The 22,102-nt window shown below is 33.7% G+C and carries 18 protein-coding genes; 11 read left to right on the top strand and 7 right to left on the bottom strand.

Annotated features, from left to right (window positions below; translation table 11 throughout):
* Position 1: 1 nt before the first annotated feature.
* Positions 2 to 733 carry a phosphoglycerol geranylgeranyltransferase gene (locus HM984_RS11700; RefSeq protein ID WP_179349297.1) on the bottom strand — a complete coding sequence of 244 codons (732 nt, stop codon included), beginning with the start codon at positions 731 to 733 and terminating at the stop codon, positions 2 to 4.
* Entirely contained in the window at positions 733 to 1,359 is a 627-nt protein-coding gene (locus HM984_RS11695; RefSeq protein WP_179349296.1) for a 4'-phosphopantetheinyl transferase family protein, read from the bottom strand. Before HM984_RS11695 ends, HM984_RS11700 begins: the two co-directional genes overlap by 1 nt.
* Before the next feature lie 131 nt (positions 1,360 to 1,490).
* On the opposite strand from HM984_RS11695, the gene ahcY reads away from it, so the two are divergent.
* Complete coding sequence (ahcY, locus tag HM984_RS11690; protein WP_115808083.1) at positions 1,491 to 2,807, top strand: adenosylhomocysteinase; 1,317 nt, start codon at positions 1,491 to 1,493, stop codon at positions 2,805 to 2,807.
* 267 nt (positions 2,808 to 3,074) lie between these two features.
* Complete coding sequence (locus HM984_RS11685; protein ID WP_179349295.1) at positions 3,075 to 3,545, top strand: DUF1569 domain-containing protein; 471 nt, start codon at positions 3,075 to 3,077, stop codon at positions 3,543 to 3,545.
* Positions 3,546 to 3,831: 286 nt separating this feature from the next.
* On the opposite strand, the gene HM984_RS11680 is transcribed toward HM984_RS11685, so the two are convergent.
* On the bottom strand, positions 3,832 to 5,961 hold the full coding sequence (locus tag HM984_RS11680; protein ID WP_179349294.1) for a S46 family peptidase: 2,130 nt from the start codon (positions 5,959 to 5,961) through the stop codon (positions 3,832 to 3,834).
* An 82-nt stretch (positions 5,962 to 6,043) separates the two neighbouring features.
* Here HM984_RS11680 and HM984_RS11675 point away from each other — a divergent pair, with 82 nt between their 5' ends.
* From HM984_RS11675 to HM984_RS11660, 4 genes are all read left to right on the top strand, one after another.
* Positions 6,044 to 7,186: a methionine aminotransferase gene (locus tag HM984_RS11675; RefSeq protein ID WP_179349293.1), complete on the top strand. Its 1,143-nt coding sequence runs from the start codon at positions 6,044 to 6,046 to the stop codon at positions 7,184 to 7,186.
* 78 nt (positions 7,187 to 7,264) lie between these two features.
* Complete coding sequence (locus HM984_RS11670) at positions 7,265 to 7,792, top strand: hypothetical protein (protein ID WP_179349292.1); 528 nt, start codon at positions 7,265 to 7,267, stop codon at positions 7,790 to 7,792.
* Between the two features lie 6 nt (positions 7,793 to 7,798).
* Positions 7,799 to 8,425 (top strand): hypothetical protein, encoded by a 627-nt coding sequence (locus tag HM984_RS11665; RefSeq protein WP_179349291.1) that lies wholly within the window; start codon positions 7,799 to 7,801, stop codon positions 8,423 to 8,425.
* A 2-nt stretch (positions 8,426 to 8,427) separates the two neighbouring features.
* Positions 8,428 to 9,210: an amidohydrolase gene (locus HM984_RS11660; RefSeq protein WP_179349290.1), complete on the top strand. Its 783-nt coding sequence runs from the start codon at positions 8,428 to 8,430 to the stop codon at positions 9,208 to 9,210.
* Here the strand turns inward: HM984_RS11660 and HM984_RS11655 are convergent.
* A complete protein-coding gene (locus HM984_RS11655; RefSeq protein WP_179349289.1) occupies positions 9,194 to 10,804 on the bottom strand; it encodes an Ig-like domain-containing domain in 1,611 nt (536 codons plus the stop codon). The two genes, HM984_RS11660 and HM984_RS11655, sit on opposite strands and share 17 nt — an antisense overlap.
* Positions 10,805 to 10,860: 56 nt before the next feature.
* Positions 10,861 to 11,538 (bottom strand): ComF family protein, encoded by a 678-nt coding sequence (locus HM984_RS11650; RefSeq protein ID WP_115808075.1) that lies wholly within the window; start codon positions 11,536 to 11,538, stop codon positions 10,861 to 10,863.
* Between the two features lie 70 nt (positions 11,539 to 11,608).
* On the opposite strand from HM984_RS11650, the gene HM984_RS11645 reads away from it, so the two are divergent.
* Both HM984_RS11645 and HM984_RS11640 read left to right on the top strand, forming a co-directional pair.
* Positions 11,609 to 12,493 (top strand): DUF8428 domain-containing protein, encoded by an 885-nt coding sequence (locus HM984_RS11645; protein WP_179349288.1) that lies wholly within the window; start codon positions 11,609 to 11,611, stop codon positions 12,491 to 12,493.
* A 77-nt stretch (positions 12,494 to 12,570) separates the two neighbouring features.
* Positions 12,571 to 14,109 carry a glycine--tRNA ligase gene (locus tag HM984_RS11640; RefSeq protein ID WP_115808073.1) on the top strand — a complete coding sequence of 513 codons (1,539 nt, stop codon included), beginning with the start codon at positions 12,571 to 12,573 and terminating at the stop codon, positions 14,107 to 14,109.
* A 118-nt stretch (positions 14,110 to 14,227) separates the two neighbouring features.
* Here HM984_RS11640 and HM984_RS11635 read toward each other — a convergent pair whose 3' ends face one another.
* Together HM984_RS11635 and HM984_RS11630 are read right to left on the bottom strand one after the other, a co-directional pair.
* On the bottom strand, positions 14,228 to 15,262 hold the full coding sequence (locus HM984_RS11635) for a flavin-containing monooxygenase (protein ID WP_179349287.1): 1,035 nt from the start codon (positions 15,260 to 15,262) through the stop codon (positions 14,228 to 14,230).
* A 91-nt stretch (positions 15,263 to 15,353) separates the two neighbouring features.
* Positions 15,354 to 18,779, bottom strand: a complete 3,426-nt coding sequence (locus HM984_RS11630) for a DUF8818 domain-containing protein (protein WP_179349286.1) — start codon at positions 18,777 to 18,779, stop codon at positions 15,354 to 15,356.
* A gap of 202 nt (positions 18,780 to 18,981) precedes the next feature.
* Between HM984_RS11630 and HM984_RS11625 the strand changes: the two genes are divergently transcribed.
* The 3 genes from HM984_RS11625 to HM984_RS11615 all read left to right on the top strand — a co-directional run bounded on the left by HM984_RS11625 (position 18,982) and on the right by HM984_RS11615 (position 22,059).
* On the top strand, positions 18,982 to 19,743 hold the full coding sequence (locus HM984_RS11625) for an exodeoxyribonuclease III (protein WP_115808070.1): 762 nt from the start codon (positions 18,982 to 18,984) through the stop codon (positions 19,741 to 19,743).
* Positions 19,744 to 19,805: 62 nt separating this feature from the next.
* Positions 19,806 to 20,765 carry an OmpA family protein gene (locus HM984_RS11620; protein WP_115808069.1) on the top strand — a complete coding sequence of 320 codons (960 nt, stop codon included), beginning with the start codon at positions 19,806 to 19,808 and terminating at the stop codon, positions 20,763 to 20,765.
* 256 nt (positions 20,766 to 21,021) lie between these two features.
* Positions 21,022 to 22,059: an aldo/keto reductase gene (locus tag HM984_RS11615; protein WP_179349285.1), complete on the top strand. Its 1,038-nt coding sequence runs from the start codon at positions 21,022 to 21,024 to the stop codon at positions 22,057 to 22,059.
* Positions 22,060 to 22,102: the final 43 nt, after the last annotated feature.

The raw sequence follows: 22,102 nt of genomic DNA, 5'->3' as shown, positions 1-22,102 counted from the left end.
ATTAGGTTAAGTTTTTTAATTCATTAAAGAAGGATTCTTCCTCTTCAAAAGCTGTTCCAATGACCACCAAATCTGCTCCTGCTTTATAGGCGGATTCTATTTCTGCTTTACTTCTAATGCCACCTCCAACTATCAACGGGATGTTTAATAGTTGTTTAACTTCAGAAATAATATGAGGTTCAATAGGGTGTGTGGCTCCGCTACCAGCTTCGAGATAAATAAGTTTCATTCCTAATAATTCACCAGCTTTAGCGGTGTCTTTTATAATTTGAATGTCACTTCGTTTAATCGGTTTTGTTTCACTAACACGTTGTACTGCGGTTTCTTTTCCGTTTTCTATAAGCACATAGCCTGTTGGAATAATTTCAAGATTAGTTTTGGCTAATTTTGAAACGGCTTCTACTTGTTTTCCTATTAAATAATCAGGATTTCGTCCAGAAATTAAAGACAAAAATAAAATGCCATCCGCTTTATCTGTAATTTGAATGACATCTCCAGGAAATAGAATTATAGGAAGTGCGGTGTATTTTTTTATTTCGATGACTAAAGTTTCAGTTAAACCGTCGTCAACTTCGCTTCCTCCAACAAAAATATGTGTAGCAATAGATTGGTTGACTTTAGCTATAAAACTAGAAACGGTTTCAATCCTCATCTTATCAGGATCTATTAAAACAGCTAATTGTTTAATGTCCTTTTTTACAGCGTCGATTATATTTTTGAGGAGATTATTCATTATGGAACCACATAAGCACAAGTAAAACCTTCAAACTCTAAAAAAGCCGTGTTATATCTGTGTTTTTTGTTTTTATAATCTATCCAAGCGACAGTTTCTCCATCTTTTAGCATAAATGGAATGACCAAAAAATGCTCTTTAAATAACATGCCTGGAGTAGCAAAAAGCTTATAAAGAGATTCCTTAATTCCCCAAATGACGGTCAATCTATTAATGTAATCTTCGTCTGTAGATTTTAAATAATTAGATTCATAATCGACAAATTTATGTGCTATGACTTCTATTTTTTCACGTTGTTTTTCGATATCAATTCCGACTTCATTATCACTAATAATAACACCAGCAAATGTAAAGGAATGGGTTATGGAAATGTGTTTTCCATCTTTAAGGTGCGGTTTTCCATTATCGTCATAATATAAATCTTGGTCTGTATAACCAAACTCGTGTAGCAAATGTCTAACACTTAAAAAACCACGTTGATGTAGCTCACTTTTCATGCCTAACACACGTTGTAAACTTTGTGGTTTTAGGTCTAGGGGCTGAAATAGAGCATCATAAGATTCTTCAATCTTCCAGATTTTAACAGTAGTTTGTGAATTTACACTAATGGATTTGTATAGTGGCATTTAGAATTCTGAATGTTATTGATTATCTTTGCATCGCCTAAGGCAGATTTAGCATTTTTTAGATAAGCGAATTTAACTATTTAAGTGCTAAACCCAAAGGTGTTTTAAAATATAAAAACAAAGAAAATAATATGAGTAATAAAACAGTTGCTTACGTGCCTAACAAGGTAAAAGATATGTCGCTTGCGGCTTGGGGAAGAAAAGAAATTAATTTAGCTGAAGCAGAAATGCCAGGTTTAATGAGTTTACGTGAAGAATACAAAAATGAGCAGCCTTTAAAAGGAGCGCGAATTGCTGGATGTCTTCACATGACGATTCAAACAGCAGTTTTAATAGAAACTTTACAAGCTCTTGGAGCTGAAGTAACTTGGAGTTCTTGTAATATTTTCTCTACGCAAGATCAAGCTGCTGCTGCAATTGCTGCTGCAGGAACTGCGGTTTATGCATGGAAAGGATTAACAGAAGAAGAATTTGATTGGTGTATTGAACAAACATTATTCTTTGGTGAAGATCGTAAGCCATTAAACATGATTTTAGATGATGGTGGTGATTTAACTAATATGGTTTTAGATAAATACCCAGAATTATCAGAAGGTATAAAAGGTCTTTCGGAAGAAACAACGACTGGAGTTCACAGACTTTACGAGCGTGTTAAGAATGGTACTTTAACAATGCCAGCAATTAACGTGAATGATTCTGTAACTAAATCTAAGTTTGATAATAAATACGGTTGTAAAGAATCTGCAGTAGATGCAATTCGTCGCGCAACAGATATTATGTTAGCTGGTAAACGTGTAACGGTTTGTGGTTATGGTGATGTTGGTAAAGGTACAGCGGCTTCTTTTAAAGGTGCAGGTTCTATTGTTACCGTTACAGAAATTGACCCGATTTGTGCGTTACAAGCTGCAATGGACGGTTTTGAAGTAAAGAAATTAGAAACTGTTGTTGGTAATTCTGATATTATTATCACAACAACTGGAAATAAAGATATCGTACGTGCTGAACATTTCGAAGCAATGAAAGACAAAGTGATTGTAGCAAATATTGGTCACTTTGATAACGAAATTCAAGTAGGTTGGTTAAACGAGAAACATGGTGCTACTAAAGATACCATTAAGCCTCAAGTAGACAAATACAACATCAACGGAAAAGATATTATTTTACTTGCTGAAGGTCGTTTAGTAAACTTAGGTTGTGCAACTGGTCATCCAAGTTTTGTAATGAGTAATTCATTTACAAATCAGACTTTAGCGCAGATTGAACTTTGGAAAAACAGTGCAAACTACGAAAACGATGTTTACATGTTACCTAAAGTTTTAGACGAAAAAGTAGCAAAATTACACTTAGAAAAAATTGGTGTTGAGTTGACTGAATTGGCAGAATACCAAGCTGATTATATTGGTGTGAAAGTTGAAGGTCCTTATAAGCCTGAGCATTACAGATACTAATCAAAGAATGTCATTGCGGGGCGCTTTATAGCGACGTGGCAATCTCATTAATAGAAACTGAATTTTAAAAATCCCAAGCATTCGTGTTTGGGGTTTTTTTATTTGGGCAATTTTAATTTGGTTTTTAGCACCAAATTAAACCACGCTTTTCACTATATCTTTTTCTCGTGCCTCAAAAAAGGATGCCGTTTCAATCGTTAGTGCATTTGACAAAACAAACTTTTTAGCCAGATTCATTTTAATTACCTTTCAACAAAATAAATTTAAATGAAAAAGTTAGATATTACAGTTTTACAAAATGCATTAAACCAAATTGAAGGTTATATTCCACAATGTGAAATTCTAAATACTAATGTTTCAAAAGCTAATGTCGCTTGGCATTTAGATCATAGCTTAAAAGTGATTAACGCTGTGGTGACAACAATGCAGAATTCAGACCCGGCTTTGTATGAGGATAATTTTAGTTTTATAGGTAAATTGTTATTGAAGTTTAGATTCTTTCCAAGAGGAAAAGCGAAAGCACCAAAATATGTGACACCACCTGAAGTCATTTTAGAGGCTGATATTTTATTACAATTAGCAGAAGCGAGAGCGAAGATAACAACGATATCTAGTTTAGACGACAATGCTTATTTTAAGCATCCTTTATTTGGTAATATAAATAAATATAAAGTTGTGCAGTTCTTGGATGCACATACCAATCACCATTTAAAAATTGTGAAGAGTATATTGAAGTAATTAAGATTTAACGCTTACAGGTTCTCGATAGCTTTACTGAGCGCAGTCGAACTACAAAATTGCAAAAAAAAGCAATTCCACTCGAACTGATACTTGTGTTTCAATTTTAAAAACTTCTAATTACAATCATTACGTCACTTCGAGTGATTTTCGAGGTACGAGAAAATTGTATCGAGAAGCCTCTAAAGATGTAGCCCATAAAAAAAGCTCTCACAAGTTTGTGAAACGTGTGAGAGCTTAATATTTTTATATACTGGCAACTGCCAACTGAATACTAAAATACTGCTTACTTCTTTTTACTTTTTCTTTTCTTCTTTTTCTTAGAGCTATCGGTCTTAGGATGCACCAATTCCATTTCATCAATCAGATGTTTTGCTCCAGCATATTTATCGACAATAAAAAGTACGTAGCGTAAATCTACCATAATATTTCGGCAAATTTCAGGATCGTAATTCATGTCACTCATGGTCCCTTCCCAAACACGGTCGAAGTTTAATCCGACTAAATTTCCATGCGCATCAATTGCAGGACTTCCAGAGTTTCCACCTGTAGTATGATTTGTTCCTAAAAAGCAAACAGGTACTTTTCCGTTACTGTCAGCATATTGTCCGTAGTCTTTCGCTTCATATAATTCAATTAATTTTTGAGGCACATCGAATTCGTAATCACCCGGAATGTACTTTTCAATAACACCATCTAAGTAACTTACGGGTTCGTAATACACCGCGTCTCTTGGAGAATACCCTCTTACTTGACCGTAAGTAACACGAAGTGTACTATTAGCATCCGGAAAATAACGCTCATTAGGTAAAGCTTCCATAAGTGCCGTCATGTACTTAGTTTGTAAAGCCGTTATGGGTTCGTTTTTTTGTAAATATTCAGGATTAAGCGTGTCAAAAAACTCTGCAATTATAGGTTTTGCATAGGCATAGGCAGCATCGTCATTAAGATTTTTAATTACGGTTTCTGCATCACCTTCTAATAATTGTAATGCCGATTCTAAATTGGTAAACGCTGTTTTATCGTAAATTGATGCATCTACAGATTTTCCATATAAAGGCATTACATTTTCGTACACACCTTTATCTAAATCTACATCATAATTTTTATGAATACCTTGTAACTGACCCGTTAAAACTTCTTTTCCTCTTTCTAGATTCTCAGAGTTGGCGATTAAAGCCTGCTCAACTTGATACGCTCTAAAGGTCATTTGCATTAATTCATTGGTGGTTAAGAAGACCTCTATAAAGTTTCTGCGCTTAATATTTATAGGTGCAAAATCTTTGTAAAGTCTGTCAAATTCTGGAAGAATGTTTCCGTATTTGTCTTCTAGTCCTTTTTCTTTTAAAGCCTTGGTGAATGTGGCTTCAAATTCGCGACGTTTTTCAACGGCATTACTTTTTTCAATTCCTAAGTTTTCACCAATCCATCGTTTCCAAGAGTTAGCAATTCGTGCTTGTTTAGAGGCATATTTAATTCTCACGGCGTCACTTTCTTTCATTTTTTGATCAATGACTTTTAAAGCCGCTTCACGAATCGCAATATTCGTAGGGTTGTAATCTTTTGTGATATGTTCTATCGCAACAGCTGGTAAATATTCGCTAGTCGTTCCTGGGAAACCAAAAACCATAGTAAAATCACCTTCTTCAACACCATCTAAAGAGATTGGTAGAAAATGTTTTGGCTTGTATGGTTTGTTGTCTTTGCTGTATTTTGCCGGACGATTATTAGCGTCTGCATAAATTCTGAATAACGAAAAATCACCAGTATGTCTAGGGAAAACCCAGTTGTCGGTATCGCTTCCAAATTTACCAATACTAGTTGGAGGTGTTCCCACCAAACGGATATCATCAAAACGTTCTGTTACAAATAAGAAGTATTGATTCCCCTCATAAAAGGCTTTTGTTTTTACATCTTGCCACGATTCTTTAGGCCAAGTTTTTAATGCTGCATTACTGTTTTTAGAAATTAGAGATTGCTTTTCAGTTTCCGTCATAGTATCCGTAATACCTTTTAAAACCACTTCAGATACATCGTGAATACTTACTATAAATTCAATGAATAAGCCTTCGTTTGGTAATTCTTCATCTAAATTCATGGCCCAAAAACCATCTTTTAAATAATCGTTTTCTAAAGACGAATGGGATTGAATCTGACTGTAACCACAGTGGTGATTGGTCAGTACTAAACCTTGGTCTGAAATCACTTCACTAGTACAACCACCATTAAAATGACCAATGGCATCTTTTAAGCTAGAATTATTGACATCGTAAATATCTTGAGCTGTTAATTTACTGCCCAAACTTTGCATTTCATCTTCATTCATACCTTCTAAAAGTGAAGGGATCCACATACCACCTTGTTGGGCTGAAGCTTGAAAAACAACGAAAAGAAAAAGAATTTTTAAAAAGCGCATAGTTAATATTTTATTAGTTTTTGTAAAGATAGAAAAGCTTGTTTTATATCTTTAATGTTTTGAGATATAAAGACCACTTTTTATGAAAATCAAATCAAAATTACCGAACGTGGGCACCACCATTTTTACTGTAATGAGTGCTTTGGCTAAAGAGCATCATGCCATAAACCTGTCACAAGGCTTTCCTAATTATCCAAGTTCTCAAAAGTTGAATGATTTGGTTACGAATGCCATGAATAATGGGTATAACCAATATGCGCCAATGGCAGGTAATTTAGAGTTGCGTTTAGCGATTGCCCATAAATATCAATTACTCTATAAAAGCACCTATCATCCTGAAAAAGAAATTACAGTTACAGCAGGAGCAACCCAAGCCATTTACACAATTATTTCAGCATTTATAAGACGAAATGATGAGGTAATTATGTTTAAGCCCGCTTATGATTGTTATGAGCCCGCTGTTGAAATTAATGGAGGGAAAACGATTCCGGTTCAACTATCTGCGCCAAATTACAGTGTGAATTGGGAAGAGGTGGCTTCAAAAATTTCGCCTCAAACAAAAATGATTATTATCAATTCGCCTCATAATCCAAGTGGAACGATATGGTCTAAGGATGATATGCTTCAACTTCAAAAATTAACCAGAAACACCGATATTATTATATTGAGTGATGAGGTTTACGAACATATTGTGTTTGATGACGCACAACATCAAAGCGCGTGTTTATTTGAAGATTTAAAACAACGCAGTTTTATATGCGCTTCCTTCGGGAAAACATTTCATAACACAGGTTGGAAAATTGGCTATTGCTGTGCGCCAGAAGCGTTAATGGTAGAATTTAGAAAAGTGCATCAGTTTAATGTCTTTTCGGTTCATCATCCGTCGCAAAAAGGAATTTCCGATTATATGCAAGACCCAGAAACGTACTTAGGATTAAATACTTTTTTTCAGCGGAAGCGTGATTTGTTTTTGAGTTTAATTTCAGAATCTAGATTTAAGTTTCAACCGTCACAAGGCACTTATTTTCAGGTGTTGGATTATTCTGAAATAACAAATGAATCGGATGTGGATTTCGCAAAACGATTAACCAAAGAATTTAAAATTGCAGCCATTCCACTTTCGGTATTTAATACTAACAATCAAGACGATAAAGTGTTGCGATTTTGTTTTGCGAAAACGGATGAGACTTTGGTTAAAGCTGCTGAAATTTTGAACAGCATTTAATGTTAAAACTTTCGTAATACGGTGACTTCAGGAGGTATTTTGTGTCTAAATTAATAGAAACAAAATATAAAATAAAGTATGAAATTTCACTATGTATGTGTGTGTTTTTTAGTAAGTTTAATGATGTCTTGCGGTAGCACTGAACGTGTTATTACTGAAGATGGAAACGTCTATGAGATAAAAGGTAATTCTATTAAAAACAATGGAATCGATATTACCGAAACATTGACAGAAGAACGTAAGTCTGAAATTGAATCGACTTTAAAAGCGAATAGAAAAGCTAAAGCAGAAGCAGAAGCGCTAGAAGAGGATCTTAAAGCGAAACAGAAAGCGTTAAAAGAACGAGAAGAAGCTGTAGAAGAGAAACAAGATGAGCTTGAAGAACAGCAAGAAGCATTAAAAGAACAGCAAGAAGCAAAAGAAGATGCTCGTGATGATTTTTTAAAGACAACGAAACGTTTAGAAAAACAACAAAAGAAATATGAAAAGCTAAAGAAAAAAGGGAAACTATCACCAAATGAAGAGGACGAATGGTCCGAAAAATTAAACGATTTAAAAGAAGAGTTTGAAGAAGCAAAAGAAAAAATGAATAACTTAAATAAATAAAAAATTATGAAATATATATTAACTTGTGTTGGCCTAGTGTTTGTGCTGTTTTTAAACGCGCAAGAAGTAACCAAAGAAGGAAAAATTTATGAGGTCAAAAATGAGAAAATCTTTTTAGAAGGAAAAGATGTAACAGCTACTTTGAGTTTAGAAGAAAAAGCTATTATTTTTAAGGAAGCTGCTGCAATTGCAGAAAAAGTGAAAATGGAGGCCGCAGCTAAATTAGAAGCAGCAAAAGCTAAAGAAGTTGAAGCGAAGGCAAAATTAGAGGCCGAAACCGCAAAGGCTGAATCTGTAAAATCTGAAAAAGCAGCAGCAAAGCTTAAGAAAGAAGAAGAAAAAGCCGTAAAAGAAAAGGAGAAAGCTGCTAAAAATTTAGAGAAGGAAAAAGCTGATGCTGAGAAAGCACAGAAAAAAGCCGAAAAAGCTGAAAAAAAGGCTAAAAAAGCATTAGAAAAACAAGCAAAGCTAGAATCTAACTTGAAAAAAGCTGAAGATAAATTAAACAAGTCTCAGCAGAAATATGAGAAGTTAAAAAGAAAAGGTAAATTGTCACCTGTTGATGATAGTAAGTGGCTAGATAAATTATCTAAGCTTACTGAAAAAGTAGAAAAAGCAAAACGAAAAATATAACTATGTCTAACGTTTTAAACGTAGCCTTAATACAAACGTCTTTGGTTTGGGAAAACCCCAAAGAAAATAGACGTTTACTAAATGATAAGATCAACACCATTACAAAAGGTGTTGATCTTATTGTTTTACCAGAAATGTTTACGTCTGGTTTTACCATGAATCCTAAATTAGTCGCTGAAACTATGACTGGCGACACTATGGTTTGGTTAACACAATTGGCAAAAGAAAAAGAGGCGGCTATTATGGGAAGTCTCGTAATTTTTGAAAATAACAATTACTATAATCGTATGGTTTGTGTGGAGCCTTCTGGTGCAATTACAACTTACGATAAACGCCACACCTTTACGTTAGCAGGCGAACACAACGTTTACACAGCCGGAACTGAGAAAGTAATGTTTAACTATAAAGGTTGGAAAATTTGTCCGTTGGTATGCTACGATCTACGTTTCCCGGTTTGGGCTAGAAATGTCGAAGATTACGATCTTTTAATTTATGTGGCTAATTGGCCAAAAGTGCGCATAAAAGCTTGGGATGCCTTGTTAGAAGCTAGAGCTATAGAGAACATGACGTATTGCATTGGTGTAAATAGAGTAGGGTTAGATGGAAATAACCATGAATACTCTGGTCACTCTGTGGTGTATGATGTTTTAGGAACTAGAATGGATAATTTATCCGAAAACGAAGATGCTATAGCAGTCGTAGTTTTAGAAAAAGGTACGATTACTAAATACCGAGAAAAATTGAATTTTTTAAACGATAGAGACAACTTTAATCTAAAAGCGTAAACTCTTCAATAAAGTCAAAATTAGAGCGAACTTCCTCAATAGGTTCTGAGTAACTAACACGTTCTGGTTGGATGCCTAATAGGAAATTTCCAGTATCATATTTTCCATTTCCATTGGTGTCAAAAATAGCACGCAATTTGTATTTTCTAGGAACTAAATTTCTGAAATCTACAACAGGCGAATCTGTAGTGTAGCGTTCATACAATACATCACCTTTTTCATTGACGAGTTGTACAATTAGTGGAAATTTAGCATTTCTAATATTAACTCTAATATTGCCATATTCAGATTTCATTTTAGTTTTAATAGAATATGTTAAGGTGTCTTTATTGGTATTATCGTAGAAATCGGTAAATGTGCCAGGAAGCATAGTAAAGTTGTATTTTTGACCTTCTTGCTTATCTATGGGGAATTTATAGCGATTAAAAATAGAATCGTATTCGACTTTTAAAGGCACAGCCAAAGAATCTTTATCTATAATTTTAATCTTTGTGGTGTCAATTTTAGCCAATGGAATATTAGCTTCAATAGTAAAATCCTCATTAAAATGTAATGTTCCTTGTATAGACGGTTTTATACTTAAAGAATCTCCTTTTATAGTTCTAAAGCGATGTTTAAAGGTGTCAATTTGCTTATCGTTCTTAACGAGAAAGAATGTCGTGTCAATTTCAAATTTTGGTTTATACCAATAGTATAATGTATCTGTTTTTGGATCTTTTACAATTCGGGTTTTATAAGCTTCAGGTGTATCACCGAGCACTTCGATTCGCATAGATTCATAATCTCCTTCATAAGGAAAAATAATACGTGTTTCACCATCTTGTGACGGTTTAACGGCTTTATAATTTACCTTTTCGTTAAAAAGAGTCAGCTTGTAAGAGTCGTCTGTGGGTACCGTAATAAAGTCTTCTTTAAAGCCTATTTTATCGTTTTTCTGATTGAACATGTAATTTGAGTTCTTGTCCTTTAACGCAATCAGTTTGTAGGTTCCTGCTTTAATATTTTCAATGTTAAAACTTGTAAGACTATCTAGTGTATTGGTAATATATCTTGGTTTTTGTTTGTAAATTATAGAATCTGTGTACGTAGAATCCACTTCATACAACATCACCGAAATAAAGGTGTCTGGTTCTTCTTTTAGAGCATCTACAACATACCCTTTTACAGACAACGAATCAATAATGTTTCCTGTAGAGAACACATAGCGATAATACGGATAAGGGTTTTCTTCGTTGTTATCTACAATACTTTCTCCAAAATTAAACGCATAGGTGGTGTTGGCTTCTAAAGTATCAACTATTTTAATTGTAATGTAATCACTAGCGCCACTCATTGGTGTAACTACTGGTTCTGTGTCCATAGGAGGCGACACAATAAGTTGTTTTCTAAGATCTTTTATTTTGATGTATTCATTAAAGTAAATTCTAATTTCATCTCCTTTAAAGTTAGTCGAAAAATTCGCTGGTACAGATTTTGTGATTTCGGGTGGTAAAATATCCTTCTCGCCACCTGTAGGAGTACCGCGATTGGCGCAACTAGCTATACTAATTGCAATTAAAATGAGGATTAAAATTCGCATTAAAGGTAAACGCATCTATTCAAAATAATTTAGCACAAAGAAACAATATAATTTATTTAGAAACGAAAAAATTAATCTGCAATTGCCATCGTAGCAAGACTTAACTTAATATTATCAATTTTTAACAAAACTGTAGCGCAAGCTTCAACGGTTGCGCCAGTAGTAATGATGTCATCTACGAGTAAAATATGTTTTCCTATTAGAGATTTATTTTCAGAAATATCAAATAACGCTCCGTCGTCATTCCAACGTGTTAAACGTCCTTTAAATACTTGTGTTTTAGACGATTTTGTTTTGATTAAAACCGTGTCATTATACTCAGCATTTAGTGCTGTTGCAATGGCTTTTCCAAACTTTGCAACTTGGTTATAACCACGCTTTCTCAATTTCGATTTATACAAAGGTACGGGTACAATAACATCGATGTGTTTATAAGCTTCTACAGTTGCTAGTTCTGCGCCAAACCATTTGCCAAAGAATTCTCCAATATCCTCATGACCTCTATATTTTAAATTATGTAATATTTGCTGTACAATTCCCTTCTTTGAAAAATGCAATAATGCGGTTGCATTTTCGAGTTTTACCCGTCCATAAACTATTTTTTTTACATCCTCGGCATTATCAAAATGAAAGTTGGTAACTGGTAAATGGTGTCTGCAAGAGGTACATAAAACAATTTCATTATCAGTTAAAACATTATTACATGCTTCACAAACCTTAGGAAAGAATAAGTTTAACAAGTTTTTCATCACTTAGTCGATTAAAATAAAATTAGACTTCAATTAGCTCTAGTTTCGCCTTAAATTAATAAAATTAATAATGATAGTTAACCCTCAGCTATTTAATTATAGATTGATTATTAGTTCTTTACTAGTTGTTTTAACTGTTTTAGGAATATATAGCTTTAATAAATATAAATCCATTGAATCTTACGAAGATTTCTTAAAACAAGAAAAAGTTTTGATAGAAACAGAGCTGTCAGAATTATTGTCAAGTTATGACGAACTAAGTCAAGACTATAGTTTTATGTCTTCTCAGCTCAAAGAAGCAAAACTAGAAGCAAGTAATGCTTTAGATTCTTTAAAATTACTAAACAGTGATTTATCAATTATCACTAAATTCAAAGATCAACTTATCGTTATAAAATCTAGAAATAAAGTACTGTTAAGTACTATGGATTCTCTAAATTCTGCAAATAGAAAATTGCAGAGTGAAAAACGTTATGCTTTAAATACAATAAAGAATAATGCCTTAAAAATTAATGATTTAGAAGAGGCTAACAACGCGTTGTATAAAACCATTGATAATGCTGCTATGTTAAAAGCAAGTAATATTAATGCGAAATCGTATAAATTGAAATCGGGTAAAAAACGATTTACCGATCGTGCAAAACGTGCCAATGCCATTGACGTATGTATTACGTTAAATGAAAATCCATTAGCATTAAATGGTAAAAAAGACATTTACATACAGATTGTGAGTCCACAAGGTAATGTGGTATCAGATAAAGGTGAAGTATTTTTTGGTAATACTTCATTAAACTACAGCTTTAAAGAAAGTATAAATTACGAAAAAGAAAATTTAGAAATATGTACCGCTATAGTTGCTGATGATGAGGATCAACCCTTCTTAAAAGGCGTCTACTTTGTCAATATTTTTCACGAAAATGTAAAGCTAGGTAGTACAAGTCTAAATTTAAAATAGGTAATACTTATAAATAACGATATAATTTTTGTAAAACCGTTCTGTTAATCAGAGCGGTTTTCTATTTTTGCAATATTATGGCAAACGAAGATCAATTTAAAAAAGTAATCTCTCACGCAAAGGAGTATGGTTACGTGTTTCAGAGTAGTGAAATCTATGATGGACTAAGCGCAGTATACGATTATGCTCAAAATGGAGCAGAATTAAAGAAAAATATCAGAGACTATTGGTGGAAAGCCATGGTACAAATGCACGATAATATTGTAGGGATTGATGCTGCAATATTTATGCATCCAACTACTTGGAAGGCTTCCGGACACGTTGATGCTTTTAGCGATCCTTTAATTGATAATAAGGATTCTAAAAAACGCTATAGAGCAGATGTTTTAGTAGAAGATTATTGTTTAAAAATTGAAGCTAAAATTGAAAAAGAAGTTAAAAAAGCAGAAAAACGCTTTGGAGAATCTTTTAATAAAGAAGAATTTATTTCTACTAACGGACGTGTTGTTGGGTATCAAGAAAAAATCGATACTATTTTAAAACGTTTAGGCCAATCTTTAGAAAAAGAAGATTTAGCAGACGTAAAAGCATTAATCGAAGAATTAGAAATTGCTTGTCCTGTAGCAGGAAGTCGTAATTGGACAGACGTTAAGCAGTTTAACCTAATGTTTGGAACTAAACTTGGTGCTTCTGCAGAAACGGCGATGGATTTGTATTTACGTCCAGAAACAGCTCAGGGTATTTTTGTTAACTTTTTAAATGTTCAGAAAACAGGACGTTTAAAAATTCCTTTCGGAATTGCACAAACAGGAAAAGCATTTAGAAACGAAATTGTTGCAAGACAGTTTATCTTTAGAATGCGTGAGTTTGAACAAATGGAAATGCAATTTTTTATTAAACCAGGCACACAAAAAAAATGGTTTGAGCATTGGAAAGAAACACGAATGAAGTGGCATCTTTCTCTTGGAATGGGAGAAGAAAATTACCGTTTCCACGATCATGAAAAATTGGCGCATTACGCTGATGCTGCTACCGATATCGAATTTAAGTTCCCATTCGGGTTTAAAGAATTGGAAGGAATTCACTCGCGTACAGATTTTGACTTAAAGCAACACGAAGAATTTTCTGGTAAGAAATTACAATATTTTGACCATGAAGATAACGAAAGCTACACACCTTACGTTCTTGAAACTTCTATTGGTTTAGATCGTATGTTTTTAGCTGTGTTCTCAAATGCTTTGGTTGAAGAAGAATTAGAAGATGGTAAAACACGTACTGTTTTAAAACTTCCGGCTGTATTAGCTCCTGTTAAAGCTGCTATATTTCCTTTATTGGCAAAAGATGGTTTACCTGAGGTTGCTAAAAAGATTGTTGAGGATTTAAAGTGGGACTTCAATGTTGCTTATGAAGAAAAAGATACGGTTGGTAGACGTTACAGAAGGCAAGACGCCAACGGAACACCATTTTGTATTACAGTAGATCACGATACTTTAGAAGACAATACCGTAACGATTCGTCATAGAGATACTATGGATCAAAAACGTGTAAAGATTGAAGATTTAAAAGAAATTATAAAAGCAGAGGTTGATGTGAAGCATTGGCTAATGAAAATGTAATTACAAATTCCTGTAAAAGCAGGAATCTGATATAAATTAAAACACCCAAGCTTTTAAAGTTTGGGTGTTTTTTTATTTTCTAAAGGATCTAATTAGGTAAATACCGAAATAGTTATCACTATAAAATTTTATTAGCTAAATAAGCCGCATCCTTTTTTATACCGCCCAATGTGGCAGAACCTCTTGTGTGTAACCATGGTAATCCGATAAAATAGAGTCCTTCTGTAGTACTAATTCCTCTATGATGTTTTGGATACCCATCATCGGTAAGTTCTAAATTATCTATCCATTCAAAATTAGGTTTGTAGCCCGTAGCCCAAACTATATTTTTAACATCTGTAAGTTCTGCTGTTGCGGTTTTTATAGTGTTTAAATCTGCGTCCATGGTATGACCAACAAGCGTAACATTATCGCGTTTTATAATCGTTTTTACGTCCGTACCAATGATAGGTTGCTTAGATTGATTAATTTTTTTTCCAATCCATGAGTTTTTACTAAAACTTAAAAATCCTGTTTTTGTAAACCACCACCATAAGGTTTTACCTAAAAATTCTTGGGGGAGTGTTCTAATATCAGTACTTCCTGAAAAATATGTGGTATTCGATGTATTGCTAGAGATCTCATCCAGAATTTGAAATCCACTATCTCCACCACCCACAACCAAAGTAGACCCTTTTTGTAATTGATCCGAGTTTTTGTAATAATTACTATGCACCTGATAGATACTGTCCGAAAGCTTATTGTGAAATTTTGGGGTGTATGGAATATGAAATGGTCCTGTAGCGACAATAACATGTCTGCAAGTTATTTCTTGCTTATTCGTTTTTATGATAAAGTGCTTATCCTTTTTTTCAATACGTTCTGCTAGAGTATTTAATTGTAGAGGAAAATCAAATTTTTCTACATAGCTCTTAAAATAGGCTGCTACTTCGTATTTATCCGGATAATGACCTTTTGGAGCAGGAAACGGCATTCCTATTAAATGATTAAACTCAGTAGGCGTAAATAATTTTAAAGTATCCCACCGGTTTAGCCACGACGCACCAATTTCGTCTTCTCTGTCAATGATCAAGAAATCTTTCTGATTTTGTTTAAGAAAATAAGCCATAGAGAGGCCTGCTTGCGCAGCACCTACTATTACAAAGTCTTTCATTACTGTGTTTTGTTATTATTCTGACAGTATACCGTTTTTAACGGTTTTAAACAAATTGTAAGGGTATGTATTTGAAAGCTTTTGCGGTTCTCTAAAAATAAGCCTTTAATTGAACCGTACCTGTATGAATCATTTTAGAGGTCTCAGATTTACGTCCAAAATAATTTAAATTCAAATCTAAATATTTGGTCAGTTTTTTCTGTGCTAGTAAACTCCATGTAAAGTTTTTTCCGGGCTGTAAACCTTCAAGAATTTCATAAGCTACAGGAGAATTGGTATTCCCTTCAAATTCATTTTTATAAAAGTTAAATTCACCTGTTAGTGCTATTTTTTGAGCATTGTTATACGTAAAAGACAAACCGTAATTATTCTGCGCTAAGGTTTCTAAACTTCCTATAGTGTTTTCTTTGGAAGTGTATTGGTAAAACACATCAAATTGTGCATTCTCATTAAAGAGATATGATAATTTTGGTTGAAATCTGGTTTCTTCAATATTGAAATTTCGGTTGGTGAAATTTTCACTTATACTCTCATTATTTCCAAAAGTACTCAACATATTTGCTAACCAATTTGTAGAAAATTTATGATTAAAATTGAGTTGGTGATTGGTTAAGCTGTTTTCTTGAGAGCCTATAGATAATAAGTTTCTACTAGTATTTGTTAAAAAGGTATAACTTGTTGTATAGTGTTGTTTTCCTCTATTGTAAAACAATACATTTCGCACGCTGTTGTTTAATGCTAACTGATTTTCTTCGTCGTCTTTAAATGGATTGAGATTAAAATTATTGCCATCTCGTTTTATTTTTCGATCTATTAAATATGAGGTTTGATTATAAAAATGCGAAAAGAATTTTTCGGTTTTATTCTCCGATTTAGTCCATTGTTGTGGGTTAAAAGTAAGGGTTTGACTTAAGCGATTTTGATGGGTGCGCACAAATACTTGATTGGGTAATAACACACGGATGTAACTACCTTGATCGGTAAATTGGGCAATTTCAAATTCGTTTAATTCTTGTATGTTATTCTCGTTGTAATCAATCCATGTGTAAGCTCCTTGTCCGTCTTCGACTTCGACATAAGTAAAATCTTGTTGTGCTAAGGTTCCAGAATTCGTTTCGAAATTAGTATTCCATAAAACGAGATTGTTAAATAGCTTCTGACTAAAATTTAAGCGACTATTCAAACTTTGTTCGTCTTCAATAGTACTATCCTCTGATTTTAAATCTCTGTAATTTACAAACAATTGAAGATTAGTATTTTTATTCTGAATTAATGTAGATTTTAGATAATAGGTGTTAGAGCTGTTAACGCGCTCCAAATTAGTGTTGCGCAGACTGTCATTAAAACGTTTTATATAGCCAACTTCAGCATATATGCTAGTACTATCGCCAATACCAACAAAAGCTTCGTAGGATTTAAACTTCTGACTCAATGGAGTAAGCGAATCTGTTGCGGTAACGCGTTGTTCATTATCTTCAGTGGCAAATTTTACACCAGTCCATTTGTTGTTTTTTCCATAAACCACACGATTAAAAGAGCGTAAAAATGTAGAACGATTAATTGTGCTTTCGTTATTTAAAACACTAGAATTTGTAAAAATCTTAAAATCACCTAAACGCAAATTAGCGGTAACCTGATGTCGGTTTCCATTGAAGTTTTCAGAATAGTTTAAATGTTCAAAATTATAGGTTGCTAAACCTTTTTTAGCATGTGATAAACGCAAGCCTGTGGTGAGTAATAACTGATTTCCGAAGTCAAAATTATCCTCATCCGTTTCTGAAGTCTCTAGATTCCAATCTCTATTAAATTCTGCTCTGTACAGACGTTGTATGGTATTAAAGTTCTTTTGAATAAAATCAGCATCAACCAATGCAGATAAATTCCATAAACTATCGGTTTGAATGATACTTTGTTTTAAAGTGAATTTTCCGGCATAGCCATCATTATTTTCATCATCTAAGTTTGAAAATAGATTACTATCTTTTTTACTTCCTGCTAATTCAAAAAAGAGCTCTGTTTTTTTGCTTGGTCTATACTGTCCATTAACAATCGCAATTTGCAATCGTTCTGGAGCAATCAGTTGCACAATAGGTTCATAATTTCCTTGAGGTACGCCAGCAATAGGAGCCACATATTCAAAAATATTATTAATGGCATTTGTGTTTACCAATACATAATTTCCCTGATTTGCACCAACCAAGGTAAAACGCACACTGAATAATTCGTCTTCAGGGTTGTTAGAAAATACAAATATGTCTTCGCCTCCAAAGAGCTCTTTTCGGTATAAAATCTGATTTTCAGAATATGATGCTGGGGTTGAAGAAGGTGCCGACATTAAATCTTTATTGTCACCAGCATCTGCTAAAACTTGCGTTTGCTCTGTAGAAAGATTTTGTTGTAAAGGCTGATTTTTAGCATCACTTTCAGAATATATGGACACATTTAATTTAAGCGTTTCGGTTTCATAATTAGCTCCGCCAAACACTGTAAATCGTGAATAATTACGTTCGCTAAATTGATAATCTACTGTAATTCGCATTTCGGAAGTAATAGGAAATGTAGAATTAAAAATGATTTCGCCAGCATTATAATCAATAATGTAATCGTTGTTTTCTCCACGTTCTAAAGGTACTCCGTTAACGTAAACGGTTTCACTACCAGACACCACAAGAACATAGAGTTCGTTGTTTGAGCCACGTAATTTGTAAGGTCCTTGGTTACCTTCTTGAGCTGTGAATTGAGTGGTCGTAAACTGACCACGTACTAAAGCTCCCGAAGCAAAAACAGAGGTTTTTTCACTAAGGTTAGCCCTTACCATTAGTCCTTGCACACGTTTCGAAAAATTAGCAAAATAACTTTTAGTGTTTTCTAAATCGATATCTCCGGCACGTATATTCCAATCGTCACTAAATAACTCAATAAAAACTTGATCGAATTCATCTAAACGTTGCGAGTAACCACTTTCTTGCAACGGAATATTGGCATCTTGTATAGACGCTCTTAAGGATACTTTATCGCTTAGTTTTCCTGAAATTTGTAAATCGAGTTCACTATTTAATACCGAATTCTGATTGTTTCCAATCGTTACGCCTCTCGAAATACTTCCAGAAGTCGTTAAGCCATCAAAAGGTATAAAGCTGTTTTTAGAGGTGGTGTTTTGAAGTTGATATAATTGCTGAAATTCCGATGAGCGTTCAATAATAACCGTATCGTCTAACTGCTGATACACATTCGTTAGAAATTTTGGATAGCGTAAATATTCAATTTGAATGGTGTCCGTTTCAATAGGTTGCTTAAAACGAAGTATGGCTTTTACAAAATCAACGGTATATAAAGTCGAATCTATGATTTTGTTGTCATTAGTCCTGACTTTAAATAGGGAAGGGTTAATGTTAACTGAATCAATTTGAATAGAATCTTTAACGGCTATTTTCTTTTTTATATAATTACTTGGGTTCTCTTGCGCCATAGCACTAAAAGAACCGATAATTAGTATAATAAGTATAGCGTATTTCATGTAGAATAATAACTTCTTAAAGCAGGAAATATTTTATCGTTAAATGCAGTATAAAATTATAGGGTAAAAGTACAGTATTATTTAATTTAGCAGTTAAACAGAAAATGACGAGATGAAACGAGCATGTTGAAGCTTTAATTACCCAAACGGATGATTAATAGCGAACAGCATGTGACCATTAAAAAACAATAAATATAAACACATGAAAATAGTTTCTTATAACGTAAATGGTATTAGAGCAGCCGTAAAAAAAGGCTTTGTAGATTGGTTAAAAGCAACAGGGCCAGATGTAATTTGTTTACAAGAAATTAAAGCCATGGAAGAACAAGTCGATTTAGATGTGTTTACAGAAGCGGGTTACAACTTTAATTATTGGTTTAGCGCTCAGAAAAAAGGCTACAGTGGAGTTGCGATTTTATGTAAAGAAGAACCAAATCATATAGAATTCGGCACAGGAATTGAATCCATGGATTTTGAAGGTAGAAACATTAGAGTAGATTATGATGGCGTTTCAGTGATGAGTATGTATTTACCATCTGGTACTAACGATGCTAGACTGTCCCATAAGTTTGAATATATGAATCTTATTCAGCAGTATTTGAATGAACTTCAAACTGAAAAACCAAACTTGGTGGTGTGTGGTGATTATAATATTTGTCATGAAGAAATCGATATTCACAACCCAAAAATGAAAGGAGTTTCAGGTTTTTTACCTGAAGAACGTGAATGGTTAGGAGAATTTATAGACAGTGGATTTATAGATAGTTTTAGGTATTTACATCCTGAGCGTCAGGAATATTCATGGTGGAGTTACAGAGCAAATTCGAGAGCAAACAACAAAGGTTGGAGGTTAGATTATGCCATGGTAAGCAAACCGTTACAAGAAAAAATAAAACGTAGCGTTATATTAACGGAAGCGGTGCATAGTGATCATTGTCCGATTTTATTAGAATTGGATATTTAAAAATAAAATTTAAAACAAACCCCAAATAGAAACTAAACTTAAAACAACTTAATAGAAGAGATATGATTAAAAAACTTTCAATTTTAGCATTAACATTTACACTATTCTCATCTTGTGTGTCAAAGAAAATCTACACAGATCTTGAAGATAAATACACGACTCTTAAAAAGGAAAACCGCAGTATGTCTGATGAGTTAGAAGCCTTATCTAAAGATAAAACCCAATTAAATAATGATTTAGGTAAACTTCAGTCAGCTTACGATGCGGCTGTTGCTGACCGCGATAAACTTCAGGCAGATTATGCTGCAGCTAAAACAAATCTTGAAACTTTAAAAGCGTCTTACAAAGCCTTAGAAGAAAATAGTTCTGCATCAATTGCGAAAAACTCGCAGAAAAACAGAGAACTTTTAGCACAATTAGAAGCAAAAGAACAAGCTTTAGCCGCAGAAAACGAACGTTTAAATACGTTGAAACAAGAATTAGAAAGTCGTTCGCAACGTGTTGCAGAATTAGAAAATGTTATTGCGTCAAAAGATGCCGCAATGCATAAATTAAAAGATGCGATTTCTAAAGCGCTAACTAATTTTGAAGGTAAAGGATTAACTGTAGAGCAACGCAACGGAAAAGTCTATATTTCTATGGAAAATAAATTGTTGTTTGAATCTGGAAGCTGGTATGTTGGAGCACAAGGAAAACAAGCCGTAAAACAATTAGGAAGTGTATTGGCTGAAAATCCTGAAATTTCAGTTCTAATCGAAGGGCATACCGATAATGTACCATACAAAGGGAATGCACAATTGAGTGGTAACTGGGATTTATCTGCAAAACGAGCCACTGCAATTGTAAATATACTTAGAGAAAATGATGCAATTAATCCTGAAAACTTAACGGCTGCAGGACGTGGGGAATTTGCTCCAATTGCTGCAAATGATACTGCTGAAGGGAAAGCAAAAAACAGACGAATTGAAGTTATATTGACGCCTAAGTTAGATGAGATTTCAAAGTTATTAAATGAGATTTAAATTGAAATGTCATTGTGAGAAACGAAGCAATTTGTAGAATTTGAGTTTTAATTTAAATAAATTCTCTCGACGCTAAAAGCGTTTCGTAATGATATATTAACAAACATTTAGACCTCCCATGTTTTTAAAACCTGTGAGGTCTTCTTATTTTTACAGTATATTCTAAGTATAAAAATGTCATGCTGAGCGCAGTCTAAACCTAGATTATAAAATTAAGTTTAACTAAAATGAGATTCCTGCTCTCGCAGGAAGTGCTATGAAATATACAACCCTACCAAACACAGAAATAAAAGTTAGCAAAATATGCCTTGGCACCATGACATGGGGAAATCAAAACACCCAAGACGAAGGGTTTTCTCAAATGGATTTTGCCTTAGATAAAGGAGTTAATTTTTTTGATACAGCAGAATTGTATCCCGTACCTGCACGAAAAGAAACGTATGCGGAAACCGAACGTATTATCGGGAATTGGTTTGCTAAAACCGGCAATAGAGACAAGATTATTTTAGGTTCAAAAATAGCAGGAACTGGTGATTATACCGCTCATATTAGAACTAATGGTTTTAGTAAGGATGCGCTTAACGATGCTGTAAATGATAGTTTAAAGCGTTTGAAAACCGATTATATAGATTTGTATCAACTGCATTGGCCAGAAAGAGATACAAACACGTTTGGTAAGCGCGATTATAACTATAATTCAAATGATAAATGGGAAGATAATTTTAATGAAATTCTTCATAACCTCGATGACATTATTAAATCAGGAAAAATAAGACAAGTCGGAATTTCTAATGAAAAAGCTTGGGGAACTATGCGTTATTTAGAAGAATCTAGGCAGCATAATCTACCAAAGATGATTACGATTCAAAATGCGTATTCACTTTTATGTCGACCTTTTGAAGGAGATTTAGCAGAAGTCGCGCATAGAGAAAATATAGGCTTATTAGCGTATTCGCCAATGGCATTTGGAGTTTTATCTGGGAAATATATAAAAGGAACAGCGGCAAAAGATGCACGCTTAAATGTATATTCTCATTTTTCACGCTATAATAGTGCAAATGCATCAGAAGCGACGAAACGTTATTTGAAAATTGCAGAAGATAACAATATGTCATTGGCACAAATGTCATTGGCTTTTGTAAATGAACGCCCATTTATAACTAGTAATATCATTGGAGCTACTAACCTTCAACAATTAGAAGAAAATATAGATAGTATTAATATCTCGTTGTCTAATGAAATTATGGAAGCTATAAACGCAGTACATGCTGAGATTCCAAATCCTGCAACATAATTTGTATTACTTATAGAATAAAGTAGCGCTCATCGATGATGAG

The organism is Winogradskyella pacifica (assembly GCF_013403915.1).
GTDB lineage: Bacteria > Bacteroidota > Bacteroidia > Flavobacteriales > Flavobacteriaceae > Winogradskyella > Winogradskyella pacifica.
Note: the sequence above shows the minus strand (reverse complement) of the source record. Positions and strands in the feature narration are given on the sequence as shown.